This is a genomic window from Gilliamella apicola, assembly GCF_000599985.1.
Lineage (GTDB): Bacteria > Pseudomonadota > Gammaproteobacteria > Enterobacterales > Orbaceae > Gilliamella > Gilliamella apicola.
This window is the reverse complement of the sequence record NZ_CP007445.1, coordinates 1,967,623-1,992,849: the sequence shown is the minus strand read 5'-3', so window position 1 is coordinate 1,992,849 and position 25,227 is coordinate 1,967,623. Positions and strand designations below refer to the sequence as shown.

At 35.3% G+C, this 25,227-nt stretch carries 26 protein-coding genes; 20 read left to right on the top strand and 6 right to left on the bottom strand.

Going from position 1 to position 25,227, the window contains the following annotated elements:
* Nucleotides 1-34: 34 nt before the first annotated feature.
* Nucleotides 35-760, bottom strand: a complete 726-nt coding sequence (gene rsmE / locus GAPWK_RS09000) for a 16S rRNA (uracil(1498)-N(3))-methyltransferase (RefSeq protein ID WP_038517429.1) — start codon at nt 758-760, stop codon at nt 35-37.
* 98 nt (nt 761-858) lie between these two features.
* Between rsmE and folB the strand changes: the two genes are divergently transcribed.
* The 4 genes from folB to GAPWK_RS08980 are packed head-to-tail and all read left to right on the top strand — an operon-like array spanning nt 859 to nt 2,936.
* Complete coding sequence (folB, locus tag GAPWK_RS08995) at nt 859-1,227, top strand: dihydroneopterin aldolase (RefSeq protein WP_025315902.1); 369 nt, start codon at nt 859-861, stop codon at nt 1,225-1,227.
* 16 nt (nt 1,228-1,243) lie between these two features.
* Nucleotides 1,244-2,239, top strand: a complete 996-nt coding sequence (locus tag GAPWK_RS08990) for an MBL fold metallo-hydrolase (protein WP_025315901.1) — start codon at nt 1,244-1,246, stop codon at nt 2,237-2,239.
* 60 nt (nt 2,240-2,299) lie between these two features.
* Nucleotides 2,300-2,506: a hypothetical protein gene (locus GAPWK_RS08985; RefSeq protein ID WP_025315900.1), complete on the top strand. Its 207-nt coding sequence runs from the start codon at nt 2,300-2,302 to the stop codon at nt 2,504-2,506.
* A 1-nt stretch (nt 2,507) separates the two neighbouring features.
* Nucleotides 2,508-2,936 (top strand): EamA family transporter, encoded by a 429-nt coding sequence (locus GAPWK_RS08980; RefSeq protein ID WP_025315899.1) that lies wholly within the window; start codon nt 2,508-2,510, stop codon nt 2,934-2,936.
* Between the two features lie 84 nt (nt 2,937-3,020).
* Here GAPWK_RS08980 and moeA read toward each other — a convergent pair whose 3' ends face one another.
* The 3 genes from moeA to rsmI form a co-directional block, all read right to left on the bottom strand.
* Nucleotides 3,021-4,247 (bottom strand): molybdopterin molybdotransferase MoeA, encoded by a 1,227-nt coding sequence (gene moeA, locus GAPWK_RS08975; protein WP_025315898.1) that lies wholly within the window; start codon nt 4,245-4,247, stop codon nt 3,021-3,023.
* Nucleotides 4,248-4,407: 160 nt separating this feature from the next.
* Nucleotides 4,408-5,499 carry a redox-regulated ATPase YchF gene (gene ychF / locus GAPWK_RS08970; protein ID WP_025315897.1) on the bottom strand — a complete coding sequence of 364 codons (1,092 nt, stop codon included), beginning with the start codon at nt 5,497-5,499 and terminating at the stop codon, nt 4,408-4,410.
* 188 nt (nt 5,500-5,687) lie between these two features.
* Entirely contained in the window at nt 5,688-6,515 is an 828-nt protein-coding gene (gene rsmI, locus GAPWK_RS08965) for a 16S rRNA (cytidine(1402)-2'-O)-methyltransferase (RefSeq protein ID WP_025315896.1), read from the bottom strand.
* 368 nt (nt 6,516-6,883) lie between these two features.
* Here rsmI and nlpD point away from each other — a divergent pair, with 368 nt between their 5' ends.
* The 12 genes from nlpD to GAPWK_RS08905 all read left to right on the top strand — a co-directional run bounded on the left by nlpD (nt 6,884) and on the right by GAPWK_RS08905 (nt 19,137).
* Nucleotides 6,884-8,050 (top strand): murein hydrolase activator NlpD, encoded by a 1,167-nt coding sequence (gene nlpD / locus GAPWK_RS08960; protein ID WP_158413596.1) that lies wholly within the window; start codon nt 6,884-6,886, stop codon nt 8,048-8,050.
* Between the two features lie 101 nt (nt 8,051-8,151).
* The gene (gene gpmA, locus GAPWK_RS08955; RefSeq protein WP_025315894.1) at nt 8,152-8,904 is read left to right on the top strand and encodes a 2,3-diphosphoglycerate-dependent phosphoglycerate mutase; all 753 of its coding nucleotides are present in this window, start codon (nt 8,152-8,154) and stop codon (nt 8,902-8,904) included.
* 99 nt (nt 8,905-9,003) lie between these two features.
* Nucleotides 9,004-9,582 (top strand): thymidine kinase, encoded by a 579-nt coding sequence (locus tag GAPWK_RS08950; protein WP_025315893.1) that lies wholly within the window; start codon nt 9,004-9,006, stop codon nt 9,580-9,582.
* 177 nt (nt 9,583-9,759) lie between these two features.
* A complete protein-coding gene (locus GAPWK_RS08945; protein ID WP_025315892.1) occupies nt 9,760-10,968 on the top strand; it encodes an aldose 1-epimerase family protein in 1,209 nt (402 codons plus the stop codon).
* A gap of 342 nt (nt 10,969-11,310) precedes the next feature.
* Nucleotides 11,311-12,789 carry a UbiD family decarboxylase gene (locus tag GAPWK_RS08940; RefSeq protein WP_025315891.1) on the top strand — a complete coding sequence of 493 codons (1,479 nt, stop codon included), beginning with the start codon at nt 11,311-11,313 and terminating at the stop codon, nt 12,787-12,789.
* 13 nt (nt 12,790-12,802) lie between these two features.
* A complete protein-coding gene (locus tag GAPWK_RS08935; RefSeq protein WP_080692478.1) occupies nt 12,803-13,396 on the top strand; it encodes a UbiX family flavin prenyltransferase in 594 nt (197 codons plus the stop codon).
* A gap of 3 nt (nt 13,397-13,399) precedes the next feature.
* A complete protein-coding gene (locus GAPWK_RS08930) occupies nt 13,400-13,828 on the top strand; it encodes a PNPOx family protein (RefSeq protein ID WP_025315889.1) in 429 nt (142 codons plus the stop codon).
* A 265-nt stretch (nt 13,829-14,093) separates the two neighbouring features.
* On the top strand, nt 14,094-15,269 hold the full coding sequence (locus tag GAPWK_RS08925; RefSeq protein WP_025315888.1) for a pyridoxal phosphate-dependent aminotransferase: 1,176 nt from the start codon (nt 14,094-14,096) through the stop codon (nt 15,267-15,269).
* On the top strand, nt 15,254-16,072 hold the full coding sequence (locus GAPWK_RS08920; protein WP_025315887.1) for a MetQ/NlpA family ABC transporter substrate-binding protein: 819 nt from the start codon (nt 15,254-15,256) through the stop codon (nt 16,070-16,072). The genes GAPWK_RS08925 and GAPWK_RS08920 overlap by 16 nt, the downstream gene beginning before the upstream one ends.
* A 17-nt stretch (nt 16,073-16,089) precedes the next feature.
* Nucleotides 16,090-17,094 carry a methionine ABC transporter ATP-binding protein gene (locus tag GAPWK_RS08915; protein ID WP_025315886.1) on the top strand — a complete coding sequence of 335 codons (1,005 nt, stop codon included), beginning with the start codon at nt 16,090-16,092 and terminating at the stop codon, nt 17,092-17,094.
* Entirely contained in the window at nt 17,094-17,765 is a 672-nt protein-coding gene (locus tag GAPWK_RS08910; RefSeq protein WP_025315885.1) for a methionine ABC transporter permease, read from the top strand. The genes GAPWK_RS08915 and GAPWK_RS08910 overlap by 1 nt, the downstream gene beginning before the upstream one ends.
* Nucleotides 17,766-17,778: 13 nt before the next feature.
* The gene (locus GAPWK_RS08905; RefSeq protein WP_025315884.1) at nt 17,779-19,137 is read left to right on the top strand and encodes an FAD-binding oxidoreductase; all 1,359 of its coding nucleotides are present in this window, start codon (nt 17,779-17,781) and stop codon (nt 19,135-19,137) included.
* 106 nt (nt 19,138-19,243) lie between these two features.
* Here GAPWK_RS08905 and pdxT read toward each other — a convergent pair whose 3' ends face one another.
* Together pdxT and pdxS are read right to left on the bottom strand one after the other, a co-directional pair.
* On the bottom strand, nt 19,244-19,837 hold the full coding sequence (gene pdxT / locus GAPWK_RS08900; RefSeq protein WP_025315883.1) for a pyridoxal 5'-phosphate synthase glutaminase subunit PdxT: 594 nt from the start codon (nt 19,835-19,837) through the stop codon (nt 19,244-19,246).
* Nucleotides 19,837-20,724: a pyridoxal 5'-phosphate synthase lyase subunit PdxS gene (pdxS, locus tag GAPWK_RS08895; RefSeq protein ID WP_025315882.1), complete on the bottom strand. Its 888-nt coding sequence runs from the start codon at nt 20,722-20,724 to the stop codon at nt 19,837-19,839. The genes pdxT and pdxS overlap by 1 nt, the downstream gene beginning before the upstream one ends.
* Before the next feature lie 428 nt (nt 20,725-21,152).
* On the opposite strand from pdxS, the gene GAPWK_RS08890 reads away from it, so the two are divergent.
* The 4 genes from GAPWK_RS08890 to GAPWK_RS08875 all read left to right on the top strand — a co-directional run bounded on the left by GAPWK_RS08890 (nt 21,153) and on the right by GAPWK_RS08875 (nt 25,223).
* Nucleotides 21,153-22,556: an aminotransferase-like domain-containing protein gene (locus tag GAPWK_RS08890; RefSeq protein WP_025315881.1), complete on the top strand. Its 1,404-nt coding sequence runs from the start codon at nt 21,153-21,155 to the stop codon at nt 22,554-22,556.
* Nucleotides 22,557-22,590: 34 nt separating this feature from the next.
* Complete coding sequence (locus GAPWK_RS08885; protein WP_025315880.1) at nt 22,591-23,811, top strand: MFS transporter; 1,221 nt, start codon at nt 22,591-22,593, stop codon at nt 23,809-23,811.
* Nucleotides 23,812-24,077: 266 nt separating this feature from the next.
* The gene (locus GAPWK_RS08880) at nt 24,078-24,341 is read left to right on the top strand and encodes a SemiSWEET family transporter (protein WP_025315879.1); all 264 of its coding nucleotides are present in this window, start codon (nt 24,078-24,080) and stop codon (nt 24,339-24,341) included.
* 657 nt (nt 24,342-24,998) lie between these two features.
* Complete coding sequence (locus tag GAPWK_RS08875) at nt 24,999-25,223, top strand: hypothetical protein (RefSeq protein WP_025315878.1); 225 nt, start codon at nt 24,999-25,001, stop codon at nt 25,221-25,223.
* Nucleotides 25,224-25,227: the final 4 nt, after the last annotated feature.

Here is a 25,227-nt window from a genome sequence, read left to right as displayed (position 1 = left end):
GTTGCAAATAAACAATTACCTTATTTGTATTTCATTAGCTTAAATCACCCAAATGCACTTGTAAGGCTGTGATAGCAGTAAGTGCTGCTGTTTCAGTGCGTAGTATACGTGGGCCAAGTAGTATATCAGTAAAATCATATTGATGTGTCATATTGATTTCAGCATCGGATAGACCACCTTCTGGACCAATTAGTAGACTAATATCATTTTTATCATTAGGTAGATGTTTAATACCATGTTGCGCTTTAGGATGTAAATTTAATCTTAATTGACTTGTTAAATTTGCGCACCAATTTTCCAGCTTCATCACGGGATTAATGGTAGGTATTACGTTACGACCACTCTGCTCACAGGCTGAAATCACAATTTTCTGCCATTGTTGGACTTTTTTATTCATTCTTTCTTCGTCCAACTTAACACCACAGCGTTCCGACAATAGAGGAGTGATAGAGCTAACGCCTAATTCTACGGATTTTTGAATGGTAAATTCCATTTTTTCCCCGCGCGAAATTACTTGACCTAAATGAATATTTAAAGGTGATTCACGATTATCTAAAATTGTTGTAGCCGTTTTTACAGTGACTGATTTTTTATTTATTTCATGAATAACCGCAGGGGTGATATGATTTGAACCATCAAATAGGATGATTTCTTCACCTCTTTTCATTCTCAATACCCGTATAAGATGATTAAAAGCATCATCATTTAAAGTAATAAGGCTATTTTGATTGATGGTAAAAGGTTGATATATCCGAGTCATAATTACTAATTTCTTATAATATACTGCAATAAATTATAGCGTAATTTATCAAGATTCGGTAATCTCTATTTAATACAGCTCAGCAATCGGAATTAACTATGAAAATTAATAATAAAGACAAAGTATTAATTGAAGGTCTTACTGTCCTAACAACTATTGGTGTTTATGAATGGGAAAAGACCATAAAACAAAAGTTAATACTTGATCTTGAAATGTCATGGGACAACAAGCCTGCGGGTGAGAGCGATGATGTTTCACTGTGTTTAGATTATTTTTTGGTAAGCCAATCGATAACCAGCTTTATTCAATCGACTCAATTTGAGCTCATAGAATGTGTGGCTGAACGTGTAGCGCAATTGGTAATACAAAAATTTTCAGTGCAATGGTTAAAAGTAAAAGTTTCAAAACCTAGTGCGATTGCTAATGCGAGCAATGTAGCTGTGGTGATAGAACGATCCGCTAATTAATCTAGGATTTTACTCGATGATAAATAAGCAAGAAGCTAATAAAAAGGCACATCGTGCGACCCAAAAATTTGAGAACCATGAGCCGTTTACTATCAATTTTGTTAAAACATGGTGGTGGTATCAAAGACGAAAAGTGCTTGAGCCAAAGGGAGGTTATGAAGCATTTAATCAGACTTGGTGTGAGCCTATCGATCTTACGTTACCTGATGATAGAGCTTGGTGGATAGGTCATTCAACTAATTTAATTCGTTTAAATGATAAAATCATTTTAACCGATCCTATTTTTTCTAAGCGTGCTTCACCTTCACAATTTTCTGGACCTAAACGACATAATCCCCCTGCGCTTACGATCGAACAACTACCTAACATTGATTTTGTTATGATTTCGCATAATCATTATGACCATTTGGATGATTATAGTATTCATCAATTAGTTAAGCGATTTCCTAAAGTCGTTTTAGTTGTTCCTTTAGGATTAAAAGATAAGCTTTTAAAATGGGGAGCTAAGCAGGTTTTTGAACTTAATTGGTATGATGCAATCACTTTTGATAGTCTAACTTTTACCGCAACGCCTGCTAGACACTGGAGTAACCGGGGGCTTTTTGATATTAATAAAACACTATGGTGCGGTTGGATAGTGCAGGCAAATGCGGATATTCCCAATAAAACTAAAACCGTTTATTTTATGGGAGATACTGGCTATTCACCGCGTTTAAAAGAGATAGGGCTACGCTTTACTTGTATTGATCTGGCATTAATTCCAATAGGTGCTTATGCACCACGTAGATTATTACAATCGCAACATATTGATCCAGCTCAAGCTGTGCAGTTGTATGATGAACTTAATTGTCATGAAGCGATTGCTATTCATTGGGGAACATTCGAATTATCAGATGAATCGTTAGATGAGCCTGCGCAACAATTATGCGAACATCGAGCTGATCGTCATTTTCATCTATTAAAAATAGGTGGCAGTTTAGCTATTAATCATCATGATTCTGGATTAGAATAACTTTGAAATTCTGAATTCTAAACCATAATTTAGTTATTGATTGCAAAAAAAGGAGGCATAATGAAATTAGCAACGCTCGGATTGACTTGTATCATCCTAAGTTTAACTTTAGTGGCATGTGGTGGAAAGAATGATCAAGGGAAAAAGTATCATTGGTCAAAAGCACATGGCGTTTTAGAAGATTGCAAAGGTATGATGAATAAATCACAACAATGTCAAAATAATTCAAATAATCAGCAGTTCCTTTTTCAAGTTGATAGGTATTAGTATGAGTGCATGGCTTATTTATGCATTGCTCTCAGCTATTACTGCAGCTGGTGTGGCGATTTTAGGTAAAATCGGTTTACAACAGCTTGATGCCAATACAGCTACAGCGATTCGTGCCGTTGTTATGGCAATTTTTTTGGTTGGTGTGGTTGTAGTTCAAGGTAAACTTAATCTTGTTAATACTTTTTTAAATGATAAAAAAGCATTGTTAATTATTGCTCTAAGCGGTATTGCTGGCGCACTGTCTTGGTTATTTTATTTTATGGCAATTAAAGAAGGTAAAGTATCGCAAGTTGCGCCAATCGATAAATTAAGTGTGGTTTTTGCAGTTATATTTGCAGTGATTTTATTTGGCGAAAAAATCTCATTGTTAGCTGGCGTGGGTGTGGCAATGATTGCTGTTGGTGCTATTTTAGTTGCACTCTTCTAAAGATTAAATAACATTAATCACACACTATTTAAATAGTGTATGATTTTGTGTTAATAAGTTAACTTCTATTTTAAATTGATGAAATTACTTCAGTAGGGTATTAAATAGTTCAATCATCACCAATTCGCCTTTGTTTACATTACCGCGTTCTTGTTCAAGAATAATAAAACAATTAGCCTGATTAAATGACTGTGTAATATGTGACCCTTGTTGGCCAGTAGTTACAACTTCTAATTCTCCGTGATCATCAATTTGCAATCTTCCGCGTTGAAAATCTACCCGACCAATACTTTTTTTAAGATCGGTGGCTGCTTTTACTTGGAAGCGAAAATCAATATCGGTTGTTTTAAGCCCAGAAAGTGTCAGAATCAATGGCTGAACGAGTTGATAAAAAGTTACTAAAGTTGAAACTGGATTGCCAGGTAAACCACAAAATAACGCATGACCAATTTGTCCAAAAGCAAAAGGTTTACCTGGTTTCATGGCAATTTTCCAGAAATTGATCTGTCCTAAATCTTCCAAAGCGGTTTTTGTATAATCAGCATCACCCACCGAAACGCCACCACTGGTTATGACAAGATTTGCTTGGTTTGATGCTGTTACTAAAGCTTGTTTGATTTGAGTCGGATCATCAGGAATAATTCCAAGATCAATAATTTCACAGTTAAGTTTTGTTAATAACAATTTTAAAGTAAAGCGATTACTATCATAAATTGCGCCATTGCCTGATAAGGGTGTTCCAATAGGTGTTAGTTCATTACCTGTTGAAAAGATAGCTACTTTCAATTTGTTAAAAACGGTGACTTCACTAATACCAAGTGTTGCAAGGGTTGATAGGGTTGGTAATGTTAATTTGCTACCTGTATCAACTGTTATCGAATTCTTTTTTACATCTTCACCGCACCGACGTATGTTATCACCAGCTTTAATTTCCTTTAAAAAACGAATACCTAAATCGGATTGTTCTGTATGTTCTTGCATTACAACTGCGTCTGCGTCAATCGGGACAGGGGCTCCTGTCATAATGCGTAAACAAGTACCTTCTGGCCATTGTAAATTACTAATATCGTCGCCCGCGAAAATTGCACTGGCTAAAGGTAATGTTTTTGTTTGTTGAATATCCGAAAGTCTGACTGCGTATCCATCCATTGCTGAATTATCAAATCCAGGAACATTAATTGGTGAAATAATTGGTATGGCAGCAATTCTATCTAAAGCGTCAAATAATGAGACTGTCTGATTAGTCAGAGGTTTTGCATTAGTCGCAGTTTCTAATATATTTTGTTTGGCTTGTTTAAAAGTAAGTAACATTGGCGAGTGCTTTCCTTATATGAATAGTCCATTAGTTTTGACAAGAAGTTTCAGGTTAGGTATACGTTTAAGTATAAATTTTATTATATTAAATTTTAATGATAATTAAATATAAGAACAAATATAATAACGTCGCCAAAAGGCGACGTAAAATAGATGGTTATACATTAAATAAAAAGTTCATGATATCGCCATCTTGAACGATATAGTCTTTTCCTTCAGAACGCATTTTTCCTGCTTCTTTAGCACCTTGCTCACCGCCATATTTGATAAAATCATCAAAAGCAATGGTCTGTGCGCGAATAAAGCCTTTTTCAAAGTCGGTATGAATTTTACCCGCTGCTTGTGGGGCAGTATCTCCAACTGAGATTGTCCATGCGCGAACTTCTTTAACACCTGCGGTAAAATATGTTTGTAAATTAAGTAAACTATAACCAGCACGAATAACGCGATTTAAGCCTGGTTCAGTTAACCCTAGATCTTGCATGAACTCATCACGATCAGCATCATCTAGTTCAGCAAGTTCTGCTTCAATGGCTGCACAAACAGGAACAACAACAGATTTTTCTTCAGCGGCGATGGCTTTTACTTTTTCCAAATAAGGATTATTTTCAAATCCATCTTCATTAACATTAGCAATGTACATGGTTGGTTTTAATGTTAAAAAGCTCAGGTATTTAACCGCATCGAGCTCTTCTTTGCTTAAATCCAATAGCAACAGTTTTTTACCTTGCTCTAAATGTGGTAAGCATTTTTCAAGAATTTCGAGTTCAAATTTAGCATCTTTATCGCCACCTTTAGCGCGTTTTTGTAAACGTGTCATTGCTCTTTCACAAGCTTCTAGATCGGCTAACGCAAGTTCAGTATTAATAATTTCAATATCTTCAGCTGGGTCAATTTTGCCTGCAACATGAATGATATTTTCATTTTCAAAACAACGAACAACATGGCCAATGGCTTCAGTTTCACGAATGTTGGCTAAAAATTGGTTACCTAAACCTTCACCTTTTGAGGCACCTTTTACTAATCCTGCAATATCAACAAATTCCATAGTAGTAGGTAAGGTGCGCTGAGGTTTGACAATTTTAGCCAGCTCATCTAAACGTGGATCGGGCATTGGTACTACACCAGTATTTGGTTCGATAGTACAAAATGGAAAGTTAGCTGCTTCAATGCCTGCTTTGGTTAGTGCGTTAAAAAGAGTTGACTTGCCAACATTTGGTAGTCCGACGATACCACATTTAAATCCCATACTGTTTGTTACCTTTTATCAATAAATGTCTTAAATATAAGAGGTAATTATATACTAAATCATGCTATTTATGCCAATGTTCTTATTGACGTGTTGGTAATAGATCTATATCAAATGTTGATATCGGTTTTAACTTGTTACTTTGCTTAAATTTATTAAAAGGGATAAGTTGTGCATGACTTGTTAAATTATTCTTCCAAATTTAAGCCAATTTGATAGAGTTGATTCTTTTTAAGTCCATAAATTTCAGCAGTAATTGCGGCTGCTTTTTTTAATGGTAGCTCTTTTTGTAATAATTTAAGAGTATTTATGGCTTTTGGATCAATATCCTTATTACTTTCTATATACCCAGCCACAATTAAGACAAATTCACCTTTTTGACGAGATACATCTTGATTTAACCAGTCGATAAGCTCATTGACTGGAAAGCTCACAATGGTTTCCCATGTTTTAGTAAGTTCTTTAGCCAAAACGATCTGTTTATCGGCACCAAAAATAGTTTGCATATCCTTAAGGGTCTCTAATAAGCGATGCGTTGATTCATAAAAAATCATGGTGCGCGGTTCGGTAATTAATGATGCTAAACTATCTTGCCGTGCTTTACTTTTAGCGGGTAAAAATCCTTCATAGATAAATTTGTCGGACGGTAATCCAGCTACCGACAAGGCTGCAATGGCAGCACAAGCTCCTGGAATCGGAACTACCTTTATACCATTTTCACGGCAAGCTTTTACTAAATGGTAACCAGGATCATTGATTAACGGCGTACCAGCATCTGAAATCAAGGCAATAGAGATGCCTGCTTGGAGTTTTTCAATCAGAACGTGTGCTTTTTCTTGTTCATTATGATCATGCAAGGAATAAAGTCTAGCTTTAATACCCAAATGCTGTAATAATAAACCACTATGGCGTGTATCTTCAGCAGCTATCAAATCAACACGTTTAAGTGTGTCAATTGCTCTAAGGGTAATATCATCTAAATTTCCAATGGGTGTTGCAACAATATATAGAGTCATTAATTTGAGTCACATTAAAATTTCACAGAAAATAGAATAAATCTACTGTACGAACCAGCATTTTATTGTATATACTCACCACTTTCAAAAATAAATTCTATTTTCCGCTATTTATTATACTAGTTATAGTAAATAAAGATGTTACTAATTAGATGTTGACTATTTGTTGTGCAATCTATTGATAATCGAAAAACAGAAGGTATATTTGTGCGAATTTAGTATAAATTCTGTGGATTGTAATTAATTTAAATTGTATCCTTATCTATTTTATTATAGCTAGCATAATAAGGAACCGATATAATAGCTTTTTATATCAGAAACGATAGAATATGCTCTTAAAACAATATTAACGAATGAAAGGTGTTGCTTTGAAAAAGATTCTTACGCTAACTTGTTTAAGCTTGGTCATTACTGCCTGTACTCAATCCAATCCTGCCCAAATTGAAGATATTTCGGATTTTTCTGGTGGTTCATCAAAAACAGGTTATTCTAAACCTCCTGTTAATATTTCTTCTGGAAGAGGTACTTCTTCACCTTCAGTATCAGCAAATTCCTCTTCAAAACAGTTACCTGGCCCAGTAACGACGTCAAGTTCAAATAGTGTTGATGCAAATAAAAATAGTAATGTAAACAGCAATAATGGTGTTAATGTTACTAACGAACGTACTTCATATAAGCGCAATTATGACGAAATTCCTAAGGGAGGTTATCAAGGTGATACTTATACTGTAAGTCAAGGTGATACATTATATTATATTGCATGGGTAACAGGTAATGATTACCGCTCTTTAGCGGCTAAAAATAATATTAAGAAACCTTACTCTGTTTCTGTTGGACAAGTGTTAGATGTAAGTGGTGGAACTACTGTTGTTACACAACAAGTAACAAAGAGCAATCAAACAACTCAACAAGTGGCGGTTACCAATCAAAAATCTAAAGGAACGGATACTAAAACTGCATCTACGGCTAAAACGTCTACACCGGTACCTACGCCAGTACCTACACCTGTTTTAACTACGACAACTACGACAACAACAACGACTACATCGGGTAAAAACCAGACAACTAGTGTTGTTGAGACAACTCAAACGGAAACCAAACCGGTAGGCAGTACTACAAATGAAATACAATCAACTCCACCAAGTACAGGAAAATCCACTTCTAAGGTTGCTAATATTACATGGCAATGGCCAGCAAAAGGCAAAATTATTGAAAAATTTTCTAATGCTAGCAAAGGTATTGATATAGCAGGTGGATTAGGTAATAAAGTGATGGCTGCCGCAGATGGTCGCGTGGTTTATTCGGGTAATGCTTTACCGGGTTATGGTAATTTAATTATTATAAAGCACGATGATGATTATTTAACCGCATATGCACATAACCAGACGATTTTGGTAAAAGAGCAACAAGCGGTGCGAGCAGGAGAACAAATTGCAACTATGGGAGCAACGGGTACTTCTTCAGTAAGATTGCATTTTGAAATTCGTTATAAAGCAAAATCCGTTGATCCATTAAAATATCTATCTAAAAATTAGTATTTATTAACTGCAAAACAGCTAATGTATGGAATTTATGAGTATTATAAAGATTATTTAATTTAAACAGTTTTATTCTACGTAACAAAGGAGTTAGACTCATGGCAGTAAAAAAATTAGTTCTTATTCGACATGGAGAAAGTGTTTGGAATCAAGAAAACCGTTTTTGTGGTTGGACTGATGTTGATTTATCTGACAAAGGTAATAAAGAAGCAGCCGAAGCAGGTAAATTACTTAAACAAGAAGGTTTCCAATTTGATTACGCTTATACTTCTGTATTAAAACGTGCAATTCATACTTTATGGCATGTTCTTGACGAAGTTGATCAAGCTTGGTTACCTGTTGAAAAATGTTGGAAACTAAATGAACGTCACTATGGTGCGCTGCAAGGTCTAAATAAAGCTGAAACTGCGGCTAAATATGGTGATGAACAAGTAAAATTATGGCGTCGTGGTTTTGCAATTACGCCTCCTGCACTTGAAAAATCAGATAAACGCTTCCCTGGTCATGATTCACGTTACAGCAATTTACCTGAATCAGAATTACCATTAACAGAAAGCCTAGCGTTAACCATTAAACGTGTACTTCCTTATTGGGAATCAACAATTGCACCGCGTGTTGCTAAAGGTGAACGTGTAATTATCGCTGCACATGGTAACTCTCTTCGTGCTTTAGTTAAACATTTAGATAACATCAGTGATGATGATATTATCGAACTAAATATTCCAACTGGTGTACCATTAGTGTATGAATTTGATGACAACATGAAAGTTATCAAACATTATTACTTAGGTAATGCTGATGAAATTGCAGCAAAACAAGCAGCAGTTGCTAACCAAGGTAAAGCTAAATAATTAATCTTTAAGCTTTGAAAAAGGTAAGTTATGTAACTTACCTTTTTGCTATCTAAACTATCTCTTTTATCCATTAATTTTATTTCTGAGAGTCTTATTTTGTCGAAAATTTACTATATTTATGCCGTAATGAACGCAGGTAAATCAACCGAGTTATTACAAATTGACCACAATTATTTAAGTAATAATATGCAGACTTTACTGCTTAAATCTTCGGTCGATACTCGTGATTCGGCGGTTGAAATTGTCTCGCGCTTGGGATTGCGAAAAAAAGCATTACAGCTTGATGATAATAGTGTTGATGAAATTATTGAATTGATTAAAAAAAATAATTACGCTTGCGTATTAATTGATGAAAGCCAGTTTTTATCTCAAAGCACTATCTGGAAGATGTCTGATGTATGTGATGAATATGGTGTACCAATGATGTTTTTTGGTTTAAAGACAGATTATATGGGACATTTATTTGAAGGTTCAAAAACATTATTAGAAATTGCCGATAACTTTAGAGAACTAAAAACAGTTTGCTGGTGTGGAAAAAAAGCAACCATGAATTTACTAGAAGGAAAAGATGGTCAAATTGTTAAATTTGGCAATTCAATTCATTTAGGAGACAGCGAGTTCCACTCAGTTTGTCGCAGACATTGGAAAGCAGGACAGATTAGACCTAAACAATAATCTTCACTATATTTCACACTTATTCAATCAAATCATTTTGCTACATTTATTATTTGATTTTGTAAAAGTGTGAATGACCTCTCATTTTAATGATTTTTCTTTGTGGATTTTGGGTAATTTATGTCATATTGACTGAAACGATTCAGTATTGTTTTATTAACCATGAGAGGAATTACCATGAAAGTTCAATTAGTTTCATTAGCTGCAATACTTAGTTTGGCAAGTTATGGTGCCGATGCTAAAGAATTCATATTAACAGATGTTGAAAAAGGTCTTGCTAAAGGTGACTGGTCTATTTCGAGTGAAGATTTAGGTGTAAAAGAGCATAAATTCACTATCAAAAACACGGTTCTTAAAGGCGGGAAACAAGATGGTAGTGAACTTTTAACTATTGCTAGTGACAATCTTACGATCAAATTAAGTCCTACACGAGGATTGGGTATATTATCTGTTGATGGTGATGGTCTCCGCCTAGGATGGGATTCACCTGTAGATGAAGTTGTCAATCCTAAATACATTAATTTAGAAAGTCGCGGTGGATTGGGTTGGTTAGACGGTTTTAATGAATTGATGGTTCGTTGTGGTTTTGAGTGGACGGGGCATGCGGTACAAGCCGATGGCATGATATATACGCTTCATGGTCGAGCGCAAAACACACCTGTATCAAAATTGATTGTTAATGTATTGGATAAAGCACCTTATACCATAACAGTGAAAGGACTAATTAAAGAAAATACTTTCAAAAAAAGTAATCTTGAAACTTGGGTATCGCTAAGCTACGTTCCGGGTAGTAAGGATTTTATTGTTCATGATGTCGTTACTAATAAGGGTGATTATACTCGAGATTACCAGATTATTTACCACAGCAATTATGGTACGCCGATTCTAGAAGAGGGCGCACGATTTGTTGCACCAATTAAAGAAATTTCACCATTTAATGATTATGCCAAAAATGGCTTAAAAACTTGGCAAACGTATTTAGGTCCAACTAAAGATTTTGATGAGATGGTCTTTAATGTTTATCCTTATGCCGATGATCAAGGACAAACTCAAGTAATGGTTACTAACCGAGCTGGCGATAAAGGAGCTGGTATATCATTTAATACAAATCAATTACCTGTTTTTACTTTATGGAAAAATACCGATACACTTAAACAAGGTTATGTAACTGGTTTAGAACCTGGAACCAGTTTTGCTTACCCAGTTACGATTGAGCGTGAACAAAAACGTGTACGTCAATTAGAACCAGGACAAAGTGCTGAATTTACATTAGTCTATAGTTTATTATCAGATAAAAAAGCAGTTGAACAATACGAGGCTCAAATCAAGTCTATACAAGGTGATAAAGAAACCAAAGTTGTTGAACAACCAATTGCTAAAGAATAAATTTTGTAATACAACTAACAGGGAAGTTAGTTGTAATATTATGATCTATTACTTCGTAACTCTATTATTGTGGCAGTAAAGAATAGATCATAATTCATTGACAGATTCTGTGTTTTTAACAAAAAACAGTATCCAATATTATTGGATAACATAAATTATCTTATTAATTTTCAAATCTAGTTAGCTAAGCTGTTACTTACTTGATAGCAACGTCTTATATCGGTATGATTACTGACATTCAATTATTTGAAATCAATTTTTTAGATTAATAACTTTTAAATGCAGCTTGTATTATTATGAAAGTTGTTTGATTTAATATTGTTTGGAATGGAAGAGATTATTATGGCAAATCCAACTGGATCTTATGATTTGCGTGATGCAATTAATCAGTTAGCACAAATCCCCGATCAACTTGTTACAACTGACACCCCGGTTGATCCTATGGCTGAGTTAGCTGGTGTTTATCGTTTTGTTGGGGCTGGCGGAACTGTAAAAAGACCAACTCGAATTGGTCCTGCAATGATTTTTAATAAAGTAAAAGGATTTGATGATTTTAAAGTCTTAATTGGATTACTTGCTTCGCGTAAACGGGTTGCACATTTATTTGGCTGTAAGCCTGACAAACTTGCATTTTTACTAAAAGATGCTGTAAATAATCCCATAGCACCGATAACCATCGCTCGTGAACAAGCAGTCTGTCAAGAAATCGTGCATAAAGCAACAGATCCAGATTTTGATATTCGTAAACTAGTACCCGCACCAACTAATACCGAAGAAGATGCAGGTCCATACATTACCCTTGGTATGCTCTATGCTAGTGATCCAGAAACTGGTGAAAGCGATGTGACTATTCATCGAATGTGCTATCAAAGCAAAGACGAAATTTCAATCTATTTTGTTCCCGGACGACATATAGATGTATTTCGTGAAAAGGCTGAAAAAGCAGGTAAACCGTTACCTGTCTCAATTAGTATCGGTGTCGACCCGGTGATTGAAGTATCAGCGTGCTTTGAACCACCAACAACACCAATTGGTTTTGATGAACTTTCAATAGCTGGAGGCATACGTGGGCGTGCTGTTGAATTAGTCGATTGCTTAACTGTCAATGCAAAAGCAATTGCTAATGCCGAAGTTGTCATTGAAGGTGAAATCTTACCGAATGTACGAGTCGCTGAAGATCAAAACTCTCACACAGGTAAAGCAATGCCTGAATTTCCTGGTTATACAGGCCCAGCAAATAAATCATTACCGATTATCAAAGTGAAAGCAGTTACTTATCGCAAAAATCCAATTTATCAAACTTGTATTGGACCAAGTGAAGAACATGTTAATATGGCGGGTATTCCTACCGAGGCCAGTATTTTACAAATGGTTGAGGCTGCGATGCCAGGTAAATTATTAAATGTTTACGCACATCGTTCTGGTGGTGGAAAATATTTAGCCATATTACAATTTAAAAAATCTGTTCCTGCTGATGAAGGTAAACATAAACAAGCAGCTATTTTAGCCTTTGCGGCATTTTCCGAACTAAAACATATAATACTTGTCGATGAAGATGTTGATATTTATGATACTGATGATGTATTGTGGGCTATGAATACTCGTTTTCAAGGTGATATAGATATCTCCACCATAACCGGGGTTAGATGCCATCCGCTCGATCCTTCTCAACGTCCAGAATATAGCCCATTTATTAGGCAATTTGGTAGTTCGGCAAAAGTAATTTTTGATTGCACGGTGCCATTTGCTTTAAAAGCAGAATTTGAACGAGCCCGTTTTAAAGAAGTTGATATAAAACGCTTTTTGCCAGACTTTGAATAAAATAGGAATGAATATGACCGTAAAGCGACTGGTAATTGGTATTAGTGGTGCAACAGGTTTTGCTTATGGCATTAAAGCTCTAGAGCTTTTAAAACCATTGGATATTGAAACACATTTAGTAATTTCAAAAGCAGCACAACTAACACACTCTTACGAAATACCTAATATGAGTTTGGAGCAGATTAAATCATTGGCGGATAAAGTTTATTCCGTCAATAATGTTGGCGCTGCAATTGCTAGCGGCTCGTTCAAAACTATGGGGATGTTGGTCGCACCTTGCTCTATGCGCTCTTTAGCTGCTATTGCCCAAAGTTTATCGGATAACTTATTAACTCGCGCTGCCGATGTCGTACTAAAAGAGCGTCGCCGATTGGTTTTAATGATAAGGGAATCACCCTTGCATTTAGGACATATTAAAAATATGGAGATGGTTACTCTTATGGGAGGTGTAATCTTTCCTCCCGTGCCTGCACTTTATCAGCATATCGACAATATCGATGATATGATCACTCACAGTGTTGCACGAGCACTTGATCTATTTGATATCGATATACCATCATTACCACGCTGGGGCGAAGATATGCATTTAAATGTTAAGCCAGAATAATGTATGTCAATCGATCCCAAAATTATTAAGTTTATCAGAAAAAACCATGTATTATCGCTGAGCGTCATTACATCAGATAATTTGCCGTGGGCGTGCAATGTGTTTTATGTATTGGATGAAGAGCGGTTGAATCTCTATTTTTTAACTGAGTTAAAAACACAGCATGCCAAGGCGATGCTAATTCAACCGCAAGTAGCCGGGGCGATTGCGGTAACACCTAAAACAGTTGCTCAGATTCAAGGTATACAATTTCAGGCTCAAGCAAAACTGTTGCAGGGGGAACAAGCTAAAGATGCTTATGATCAATACTATCGTGCCTTTCCTTTTGCCAGAGTGATGAAAGCGCCCATTTGGTCTTTACAATTGCAACAAATAAAAATGACGAACAATCTTTTAGGCTTTGCCCACAAAACGCATTGGCAACGAAAGTAAAAGCTGATTAATTACTAATAAAATCTTAATTGCTCAATATTAAATTTGAATGAACTTTCTTCTTGGCAAGTTTTATATAAATTTTGCAGACTATTTTGTTTCAGTTCTAAAATGATGGCATAAAAACACCTAATCAATCATTGTTTGTTGCTAATTTTGCGTTATAAATAAAAACTATATCTATATATAAATATATTATTTAACAGAAAAAATAGAGTTTTGTATTATACTTACCAACCTTATAATTCTATTATCTAAAGAAACAATGCATAAACTAGCTAATCGACTTGATCATTTTTCTGATTCAGTTATTCGTAGGATGACGCGAATTGCTAATAAATATCAGGCTATCAATTTATCACAAGGTTTTCCTGATTTTGACCCACCAAAACAGCTCATTGATGCGCTTAAGCAAGCCGCTGATAACGGACCTCATCAATATGAAATCACATGGGGATCACAAGAATTTAGGCAACTGTTAGCCAAAAAACAGCAAAAATTAATGAATATTGACATAAACCCAGAAGAGAACGTATTGGTTACTTGTGGCAGTACAGAGGCAATGATGTGTGCGGTAATGACGGTATGTAACCCGAAAGATAAAGTTATCATCTTTTCGCCTTTTTATGAAAACTATGGTGCGGATGCAATACTGTCGGATGCAACGCCTATCTATGTACCACTTATCCCACCAACTTTCGAGTTTGACAAAAAACAGCTTCGCGAAGCGTTCGAGCAAGGTGCGAAAGCATTAATTTTATGTAATCCAAGTAACCCTTGTGGCAAAGTATTCACTAAAGATGAGCTTGAATATATTAGTCAATTAGCAATTGAATTTGATGCTTATGTTATTACTGACGAAGTGTATGAACATATGGTCTATCCACCGCATAAACATCTTTATTTAGCAAGTTTTCCTGACATGCAACAGCGTACGATTAGTTGCAGTTCATTATCTAAAACTTATTCTATTACTGGTTGGCGTCTAGGCTATATTATTGCGGACAAACGCATCATTGATGGCTGCAAAATGATTCATGATTTTCTAACTGTCGGTGCTGCTGCACCATTACAAAAAGCCGCCTGTGCAGGTTTATCATTAGGTGAGGAATATTACCAGCAACTTAACGATACTTATATGGCTAAGCGTCGCTTATTTTTACAAGGTTTAGATAAGATAGGTTTATCTTATTATGAACCTCAAGGTGCTTATTATGTATTGGTTGATATTTCGAAATTGAATCCATTTGCAACCGATTTTGAATTTTGTGAATGGTTAATAAAAGAAGTTGGAGTGGCGGCTGTTCCTGGATCGGCTTTTTTTAAACATCCAGAATATCGCTATATTCGTTTTCATTTTGCAAAACAAGAACAAACCTTGAATGCAGCTTTAGATAGATTATCGAAACTTAAGGAAAAATTATCATGTTTAAAAAACTAATTACATCAACTATAGCCATATTTTCGGTGATGTTGTTATTAACAGGTTGTGACGACGCTAAAAAGGAAAACCAGATTACCGTTGGCGTAGCAGCAGGCCCATATGGTGATATGTTTAAACAAGCGATTGCACCAGGATTAGAAAAAAAAGGTTATAAAATCGAAATCCGTGAATTCAGTGATTATGTACAACCTAATCTGGCTTTAGCTAATAAAGATATTGATATTAATTTATTTCAACATTTGAGCTATCTTGAAAATTTCAAACAAGCACGTAATTTAGCTATCTTAGCGGTTGGCTTTGTACCAACAGCTGGGGCGGGTATTTTTTCGAACAAGATCACTGATTTTTCGCAATTAAAAAAAGGTGATCAAGTCACAATTTCAAATGACGTCACTAACGAAGCGAGAGCGTTAAGAATCTTACAAGCAGCAGGTTTAATTAAGCTCGATCCTGCGATTGATAAAAATAATCTAACACCAAAAAACATTATCGAAAATCCATATGAATTAGAAATTGTACCCATTGAAGCGCCACAAACGCCTAGATCACTGGATAATGTTGTTTTATCCGTTGTAAATGGTAATTATGCGATCGGTGCAGGTTTGGATCTATCTAAAGCACTTTACACAGAAGTCCTTGATAAAGATCATAAAAACGTCATCGCCATTCGCACTGAATCAAAAGATACTTTAGGTAAAGACATTATAGATGTTTTGAAATCAGACGAATATTTACAAGTGATCGAAGACAAAAACGGTATTTTCTATACCTTCCAAAAACCTGATTATCAATTATTTTAACTATGCAAAATACACCACTGATTCAAGTAAAAAATGTATCTGTTCGCTTTGAGGCCAAAGATCAGATCATTGATGCAGTAAAAAATGTTTCATTTGAGGTTAATCATGGCGAGATATTTGGTATTATTGGCTCCAGTGGTGCAGGTAAAAGTACCTTAGTTCGCACTCTTAATCGACTTGCTGAGCCCAGCTCTGGACAGATTATTGTTGGTGGCACTGATATTCAGACGTTAAAAGGCCGACAATTAATGGCCTTTCGTTTTCAAGTCGGCATGATCTTCCAAAATTTCAACCTAGCTTCTTCAAAAACGGTTTATGAAAATATTGCCTTTGTACTAAAAGCTGCGGGTAAAAAAGGGGAAGCAGTCAAAAATAGAGTAGAGGAGTTACTTGCATTAGTGGGATTAAGCGACAAAGCTAAAGCTTATCCTGCTGAACTCAGTGGTGGACAAAAACAACGAGTTGGCATTGCCCGTGCATTAGCTAACGAAGCTAAAATATTACTGTGTGATGAAGCTACCAGCGCACTCGATCCGACCACAACCAGTGCCATTTTAGAATTACTTAAACAGCTTAATCAAAAGTTTTCCTTAACCATAGTGCTCATTACCCATGAAATTGATGTCGTAAAAAAAATCTGCGATCGAGTTGCTGTGATGTCTCAAGGTGAAATAGTTGAAATGGATAAAACCTTCAATTTGTTCGCTAATCCCAAACAGCAATTCACCCAAAATTTTCTTAACATTGATGAAAATACTCATTTGCCTGAACCTATTAGACAAAATGTTAAAGGTAAATTGGTTCGACTTCGCTATATCAACGAAAACACCACTCAACCTATTTTGTATCAATCTGCTTTTGAAACGGGTGTGGCTTTTAATATATTGCATGGTTTTATCGAATATTTTGACCAACAAGCACTAGGCAATTTAGTTATAGAGTTAATTGGTGATCCCAATAATATCCAACAGCTCATTGCGAAACTAGAACATCAAAGCGTGATCATTGAGGAAATAAAATAATGGTAAAACTGACAATCGCTGAAATAATGGAAATGCTATGGAAAGCCGCTGACGAAACGTTCATTATGGTGAGTTGGTCATTACTAGCGGGGCTTGTTTTTGGTACCCTAATTGGATTGCTTCTATTTTTATTATCCAATCCATTTTTTCTAAAAAACAGAGTGATAGGGAATGTGGCTAATTTTATTATTAATGCAACGCGCTCCATTCCTTTTTTAATTTTGATGGTAGCCGTTCTACCGCTTGGAACGTATATTGTCGGTACTACCGTTGGTCCTAAAGCGGTAATTGTCCCGTTGGCAATAGCTGCAATAGCATTTTATGCTAGATTGGCGGAAAACGCTTTTAGCCAAATTGACAAAGGTGTTATTGAAGCAGCCATTGCCAGTGGTGCCTCACACACTCGAATCATCTTTGGCATACTGTTTCCTGAAGCGTTAGCACAGCTAATCCGCCATGCTACAGTCACAACCATATCACTCATAGGTTTTAGTTCAATGGCGGGTGTCGTTGGTGGTGGAGGAATCGGCGATTTAGCGATTCGGTTTGGTTATCAGCGTTATGTCACCGAAGTTCTTATTATCTGTATTATCATTTTAATTATTGTTGTCATGTTAATACAGTATCTAGGTGATAAATTAGCTAATCATTTTGATAGAAGTCACAAATAATCGGTAAAGCAACATGAAAAAATTAACGGATATAATTGTTGATTCAGATCGAATCATAACTAAAGATCATATACCTCAATCTCACTTAACTGATGGGCTTAAATCACATTATGGGCAAGCGGAAATTTTGGTTTATCCCAAAACTACGGATGAAGTTGCACAACTTGTCAAATATGCCAATCAAAATAATCTAAAAATTACAACACGTGGAGCGGGCACCAATCTAGTTGGCTCAACCATTCCTAATGGTGGTATGATTATCGACTTATCGTTAATGAACACCATTATTGAACTAGATAAATCAACATTTACGGTAACGGTACAATCAGGCATCTTATTGCAAGATTTGCAACAGTTTGTTGAAAAGCAGAATCTTTTTTATCCACCTGATCCCGGTGCAAAAAATGCGACCGTTGGTGGCAACATTAGTACTAACGCGGGTGGCATGCGTGCGGTTAAATATGGTGTTACGCGAGATTATGTGCAAGCGCTTGAAGTCGTTATGGCAGATGGCACAGTATTAAATGTTGGTAGTAAAAATATCAAAGATAATACGGGTCTGTCATTAAAACATCTTTTTATCGGCAGCGAAGGAACATTAGGTATTATTACCCAATGTACATTAAAATTGATTGCTAAACCAAGTGTCTTTGAAACATTAATTATTGGATTTAACACGATTGAACAAGCGGTTGCCAATATCACGACAATATTACAGACATTAACACCCACTGCACTGGAATTTGTTGAACGTCAAGTGGCTCAGTGGGGAGAACGTTATTCAGGGTTCCAATTTCCATTGCCAGATTCTAATGCCTATTTAATCATTATGCTTGATGGTGCGAACAAGCAACACATTGTTCAGCAACGCCAACAGTTATTAGCGAATTTAGGCGATTGCAACTATTTTATTGCCGAAACGATCGAACAAGCCAATCAAATTTGGACCGTTCGCGGATCACTGGTTCGTGCTGTTGAAGCTGTAACAGAACAAGATCCGATTGATATTGTCGTTCCGATTAATCGTATCGCCGATTTTATTCATTACACGAAACAGTTACAATCCCAATCAGGTGTTCGTATGCTCGCTTTTGGTCACGCAGGAGACGGCAATATTCACTTATGCATATTGCGTGACGGACGAGACGACAAGCAATGGTCAGAAGCACTTGAGCAAATCCATAATGCCTTATATCAAAAATGTCATGAGTTAGGTGGTCTGCCTTCGGCTGAACATGGTATTGGCACCGCAAAAGTAAAATATTTTAACAATGCCATTGCCCAAGAAAACCGTCAATTAATGCAGCAAATAAAACAGCAATTTGATCCTAATAACATTTTGAATCATCAGGTCTATATTACCCAACTTTAAAAGTGCTATTAACATATAAAATATAAACTAACAGATCCTAATAATCTGTTAGTTTATTGCTTAATGTCTAGTTAATTAAATTAATGGTCTATCTTACTAAAACTGATTAACAGCTCTCTACAAAATAGTGCATAATGCGATTATCTTGTGTTAATTCGGGATGAAATGAACAGACTAAAATATTATTTTGTTTAGCCATTACGCAATGTTCATCAATGAAAGCGAGTTGTTCTACATGCTCACCTGCTTTGGCGATATAGGGAGCACGAATAAAAACAGCAGGGATTTGCTGACCGATTAACTTAACATCTAACTTTGTTTCAAAGCTGTTAATTTGCCGACCAAAACCATTACGCTCAACATGAATATCGATTAAAGCAAGCTGTTCAACTTCATTATGGGTAGTGGTTTTTCCGCATAAAACTAATCCTGCACAAGTTCCCAAAATACCTTTACCTTGTTGAGCAAATTGTTTAATTGGTTCAAACAGTCCATTTTGTCTTATCAAACGGCTAATGGTTGTTGACTCTCCACCAGGAATAATCAGGCCATCTAGTTCAGCTAATTGCTCGGGATGTTTTACTGCGATACCTTGTACGTTATCTAAACTATTTAGCATAGTGATGTGTTCACTAACCGCTCCTTGTAAATTAAGTACACCAACTTTTTTTAACCGTTTGGAAGTTAACGATTGCGTCATTACCAACCTCGATTTTGCATGCGTTCGGATTCGGTAAGTTTACTGATTTCTATTCCTTTCATTGCTTCACCTAAGCCTTTCGATAGTTCCACTAGACGTGGGTAATCATCATAATAGGTTGTAGCTTGCACAATTGCCTTAGCAAATTTTTCAGGATTTTGTGATTTAAAAATACCCGAACCGACAAATACACCATCGGCACCAAGTTGCATCATTAAAGCTGCATCGGCAGGAGTAGCTACGCCACCCGCAGCAAAATTGACGACGGGTAATTTACCGAGTTGCTTAATTTGTTCTACTAATTCAAAAGGTGCACCAATTTCTTTGGCAAAAGTCATTAATTCATCATTAGATTTACTGACAACCATACGAATTTGTTCATTGACTTTACGTATATGGCGCACCGCTTCAACAATATTACCGGTACCAGGCTCACCTTTGGTTCGTAACATTGAGGCACCTTCACCAATACGACGCAATGCTTCGCCTAAATCACGACAACCACACACAAATGGTACGGTAAAATCACTTTTAAGTAGATGATATTGTTCATCGGCAGGGGTTAATACTTCACTTTCATCGATATAATCAACGCCCATTGATTCTAATATACGTGCTTCAACAATATGCCCAATACGTGCTTTCGCCATGACAGGAATCGTCACTGCATTCATTACCTGTTCTACTATTGTTGGATCCGCCATTCGGGCAACGCCTCCAGCAGCTCGAATATCAGAGGGTACACGTTCTAAAGCCATCACTGCGACAGCACCCGCTTGCTCGGCAATTTTTGCTTGTTCGGCATTAACGACATCCATAATAACACCTCCTTTTTGCATTTGCGCCATGCCACGTTTAACGGTTTGTGTTCCTGTAACTTGATTCATGCTTGCTCCTAGTAAAGTTTTTTATAACTAAATTTGTGATTGGGTATCTATTATTCAGAAATATAAGAATGGAATAAACGGCCAATTGGACTATAATCAAACCATCCAATTTTATTTTGTGTTCGGTTATATTAAGACCGTATTAAGTATATCTTTAGACATTGCTTATAATGCCATTATCTCAATAGATCATTTTTGTTTCGCAATACTCAGTGCAATAAAGCAAAGATCATCAATGAGATAAATATTAACTAAAATAAACTTATAAAATTTTTTTTCTTAGGACATAATTTTTTAATGGTAAGAAATGTATATTAAAAAAGTCGAAACCTAATCACACAAAATTGCGATGGCATTAAAAGACTCAACCATTTAATACCAGTTTTAAAAATATTAGACTTATCACTCCGATATAAAAAGAGCAAAATATGTGGCATAAACAAAAACTTGCACCTTTTGAAGGTCCAATTTTCAAAAAAGTTATCCAACTCATTGAGTATTACATTGAACAAGGGATTTTGATTTCTGGTGAAAGATTACTTTCAGAGCGTGAATTGGCTAAACAATTGCAAGTAAATCGCTCGACAATCGTACATGCTTTAGACCTTTTAACTGAACGCGGTGTATTAATTCGTAAACGTGGTAGTGGTACTTATGTAAATAATCAGAAATGGGGTGTGCAAGTTTACTCAACGATTAATTGGCGTTTACCTGGACATTTCTTTTATCAAAACAAACAAACATTGTATCAGCAAAAAATTGATAAATTACGGAACAGTAAAACTCAAATATATGATCTTGCTAATGGAGATTTACCCACTGATTTAATTCCCAAATTACAATTACCTAATATATCGTCCCACGAATTAGTGATGCACGAAAAACAGAGTGATCAGTTACAGTTGGGTTTACCCTCACTTAAAGAACAGATTGTGCACTATATGAAAGCATGTTTTGCTATGCAAGTTGACAGTGATGAGATCTTAATTACTTCAGGTACTCAGCAATCATTGTTCTTAATAACCCAAGGTTTACTCAAACCCGGAGATGCGATTGGCATTGAGTCTCCTTCCTATTTTTATTCATTACCCTTATTTCAAGCGGCGGGATTACGCTTATATGGTATTGAGTGTGACTCTCAAGGTATTGTACTGGAAAGTTTGAAAAAAGTAGTAGAACAATATCAAGTTAAATGGTTGTTCTTAAATCCTGTTTTTCAAAACCCGATGGGATTTGTTATGAGTGATAAACGAAAAAAAAGGATACTTGATTTTTGCCGATCACAATGTATTGGAATTGTCGAAGATGATGCTTATAGTAATCTAGCCTTTAACGATAATTTAGCAATTTCACCGATTAAAAAGTTTGATAATAATGATCAGGTTATCTATTTAGGTTCATTATCGAAATATATTGGTCGAAATATTCGAATTGGTTGGATGATTGCGCCTCGAGCAGTTATCGAAAACTTAGCTAAAATCCGCCAACATATTGATTCAGGGTTAAGCATTTTACCTCAATTATTAGCAGAACAATATTTAAAGAACCACTATCTGGCACATCAACAACTGCTACGTGAAAAACTAAAATGCAGATCAGAGCAATTAATGAATTGGCTAAACACCAAATTTAATGGTGAGATAACTTATCAACCGTCATTAGGTGGCTTTCATTTATATGTAAATTTACCAGTGACAAATACGGCTCAAGAACTAATGTTTTTAAATCATCTGTTATCTCAAGGAATTGTTGTTTCCCAGGGTTCAGATTTTGGGGATAGTTTGGGTAAAGTCAGATTAAGTTATGGACATTTTGTTCAGAATCTGATTTGATGAGCAAACCTAAGTTATTTATCTATTAGTTATTATGGAAAATTTAAAAGTATCATCATTATCAATTAATAAGCTATTACTTGTTGCCGGCACAGGTTGGTTGTTTGATGCAATGGATGTTGGGTTATTATCTTTTATTTTAGCCGCGTTAAAGCAAGATTGGGGACTTTCGCCTGCCCAATTGGGATGGATAGGCAGTGTTAACTCTATCGGCATGGCGGTGGGTGCATTTGTATTTGGTATTTATGCTGATCAAAAAGGGCGTAAATCAGCTTTTTTATTCACTTTACTCATGTTTAGTATTGCCAGTGGATTAAGTGCTTTTGCATGGGGACTAGGTAGCTTGCTTGTATTACGATTTTTTATTGGTATGGGATTAGGTGGCGAATTGCCTGTTGCATCCACATTAGTTAGTGAAAGCGTTGCACCAGAGGTACGTGGTAGGGTCGTAGTATTATTGGAAAGCTTCTGGGCTGTAGGTTGGGTACTTGCAGCGTTGATTGCTTATTTTCTTATCCCGCTTCCAGCCGTTGGCTGGCGTGGCGCTATGATAATTTGTGCGGCTCCTGCTTTTTATGCGCTCTATTTACGATTTAGCCTACCTGATTCACCGACATACATACAGTTAAATTCCGATGCCAAAAAAGATTCTATTCTTAATAAAGTACAATCGTTGTTATCAACAAAGTTTCGTCGTCAAACATTAATGTTATGGATTGTTTGGTTTTGCGTAGTATTTTCGTACTATGGCATGTTCTTATGGTTACCAAGTGTTATGATGATGAAAGGCTTTGGTATGGTTAAAAGCTTTGAATATATTTTGTTAATGACGCTTGCACAGTTACCTGGTTATTTTACAGTAGCGTGGCTAATTGAACGTGTTGGGCGTAAATGGGTGTTAGTTACTTATTTGCTTGGTACATTAATCAGTGCATATCTGTTTGGTGTGTCTGACTCCGCTAACCAATTATTATTCTTTGGTGCATTACTTTCGTTCTTTAATTTAGGTGCGTGGGGAGCGATGTATGCTTACACACCAGAACAATACACCACCAATATTCGGGCAACGGGTGCAGGAATGGCAGCATCAATTGGTCGTATAGGTGGTATTTTAGGTCCATTAATGGTTGGTTTATTGATGGCAAATAATGTATCAATCAGTACGATTTTTGGACTTTTTAGTCTATCGATCTTAGTTGCCATTATCAGTATTGTATTTTTAGGTTATGAAACTAAACAGACTGAACTTAAATAATTTTAGTTAATTTGCAATACTATAACCAATCATTGAAATAAATTGCATTGTGTGGCTTTTATATTACTCGCTAAAAAATCACTCAATGCGATTTATAACCTGATGAATACCTTTAATATCGTTTTTCAACAAAAACAATCTTTATTATTTCATTAAGTTGTCTTAACAATAATGAGTTTTTTAGGTAAAGATCGTGTAATTGCAGGTAATTCCACACCTGATTATAATCACTTCGATATCTTTAAAAATCTAAAAAGGAGACAATTTTGAAACTATCAGAAAAAGCTTTCCATTATTTAGGTATTATTGCAACGGCAGCTTCGTTATGTATGTATATTTCTTATATCCCACAAATTATTGACAATCTTCACGGATTTAAATCAAATCCGACCCAACCATTAGCGGCTGCAATCAACTGTTTACTTTGGGTCTTTTATGGTTTACTACGAGAAAATAAAGATTGGCCAATTGCTATTGCTAATTCTCCTGGTGTTATATTTGGTTTTATTGCATTTTTAACCGCATTATAAATTCAAAAAATGATAATTTGATAATCAAAGGCTTATCATATCAATTTGAATAATTAACAAAATAACGTAATCATTGCAATTAACTATTGACTCTAAACATACGTATTTTAGTGGTATACAGATTGGTCAATTATAATCATTAACTATTTAGATTCCTTGTATGTATTTTGCATTTTAAATATGAATAATGATAAAGCAATAATCAATATTGATATTTGGTTATTGCTTTTTTGTAACTATTTAGACGATATAAAACTTTTTTCTTTAAAAGAAAAAAGTAAAAAAATACTTGCTTTTTTTATGGGAATAAAATTGAAAAATTAACTGGTTAATATTTAACCTTGTTAAAATAATATTATAAATCAATTAAATAAAGAGTTATCAACAGGTTTGTTAAATACTTATCAAATAGTATAGTGAATAATTTTGGCGATATATAATTAAAAAATTTTTATTAATGATTAATCATCGTCCATTGTAAAGGAGTTAATATAATATTATAGTAAAAAGTGCTGGTGATATTTTGATAGCGATTTAATTTTTAGAATAGATGGCACTTGTTATCCGATGTAGTTGATGATATTTACCTAAAAAGACCAGCTATATTAATTTAATAGTTGTGAACTAGGTAACGATGATACAAAAGGAATTAATAGTATGACTGATATAATTTTTTCAGATGATTTGATAAAAGAATTTATCTACTCCGTATACCGTAAGGAAGTATTATTAAATTTAAAAGGTGTAGTATTAACTGAAGATGATCGTAAAAAACTACATGAAAAAAGAGATTTTGTGAATAGTTTATCGGAAGATGAATTAAACGATATTCGAACTTGGATTGTGGATAGATTAAAATTATTGGAAAAACAACATCAGTAATCAT

Coding starts and splice junctions, on each gene's coding strand:
- rsmE (WP_038517429.1), bottom strand. CDS start 760: ATGACTCGGATATATCAACCTTTTACCATCAATCAAAATAGCCTTATT.
- folB (WP_025315902.1), top strand. CDS start 859: ATGAAAATTAATAATAAAGACAAAGTATTAATTGAAGGTCTTACTGTC.
- GAPWK_RS08990 (WP_025315901.1), top strand. CDS start 1,244: ATGATAAATAAGCAAGAAGCTAATAAAAAGGCACATCGTGCGACCCAA.
- GAPWK_RS08985 (WP_025315900.1), top strand. CDS start 2,300: ATGAAATTAGCAACGCTCGGATTGACTTGTATCATCCTAAGTTTAACT.
- GAPWK_RS08980 (WP_025315899.1), top strand. CDS start 2,508: ATGAGTGCATGGCTTATTTATGCATTGCTCTCAGCTATTACTGCAGCT.
- moeA (WP_025315898.1), bottom strand. CDS start 4,247: ATGTTACTTACTTTTAAACAAGCCAAACAAAATATATTAGAAACTGCG.
- ychF (WP_025315897.1), bottom strand. CDS start 5,499: ATGGGATTTAAATGTGGTATCGTCGGACTACCAAATGTTGGCAAGTCA.
- rsmI (WP_025315896.1), bottom strand. CDS start 6,515: ATGACTCTATATATTGTTGCAACACCCATTGGAAATTTAGATGATATT.
- gpmA (WP_025315894.1), top strand. CDS start 8,152: ATGGCAGTAAAAAAATTAGTTCTTATTCGACATGGAGAAAGTGTTTGG.
- GAPWK_RS08945 (WP_025315892.1), top strand. CDS start 9,760: ATGAAAGTTCAATTAGTTTCATTAGCTGCAATACTTAGTTTGGCAAGT.
- GAPWK_RS08940 (WP_025315891.1), top strand. CDS start 11,311: ATGGCAAATCCAACTGGATCTTATGATTTGCGTGATGCAATTAATCAG.
- GAPWK_RS08935 (WP_080692478.1), top strand. CDS start 12,803: ATGACCGTAAAGCGACTGGTAATTGGTATTAGTGGTGCAACAGGTTTT.
- GAPWK_RS08930 (WP_025315889.1), top strand. CDS start 13,400: ATGTCAATCGATCCCAAAATTATTAAGTTTATCAGAAAAAACCATGTA.
- GAPWK_RS08925 (WP_025315888.1), top strand. CDS start 14,094: ATGCATAAACTAGCTAATCGACTTGATCATTTTTCTGATTCAGTTATT.
- GAPWK_RS08920 (WP_025315887.1), top strand. CDS start 15,254: ATGTTTAAAAAACTAATTACATCAACTATAGCCATATTTTCGGTGATG.
- GAPWK_RS08910 (WP_025315885.1), top strand. CDS start 17,094: ATGGTAAAACTGACAATCGCTGAAATAATGGAAATGCTATGGAAAGCC.
- GAPWK_RS08905 (WP_025315884.1), top strand. CDS start 17,779: ATGAAAAAATTAACGGATATAATTGTTGATTCAGATCGAATCATAACT.
- pdxT (WP_025315883.1), bottom strand. CDS start 19,837: ATGACGCAATCGTTAACTTCCAAACGGTTAAAAAAAGTTGGTGTACTT.
- pdxS (WP_025315882.1), bottom strand. CDS start 20,724: ATGAATCAAGTTACAGGAACACAAACCGTTAAACGTGGCATGGCGCAA.
- GAPWK_RS08890 (WP_025315881.1), top strand. CDS start 21,153: ATGTGGCATAAACAAAAACTTGCACCTTTTGAAGGTCCAATTTTCAAA.
- GAPWK_RS08885 (WP_025315880.1), top strand. CDS start 22,591: ATGGAAAATTTAAAAGTATCATCATTATCAATTAATAAGCTATTACTT.
- GAPWK_RS08875 (WP_025315878.1), top strand. CDS start 24,999: ATGACTGATATAATTTTTTCAGATGATTTGATAAAAGAATTTATCTAC.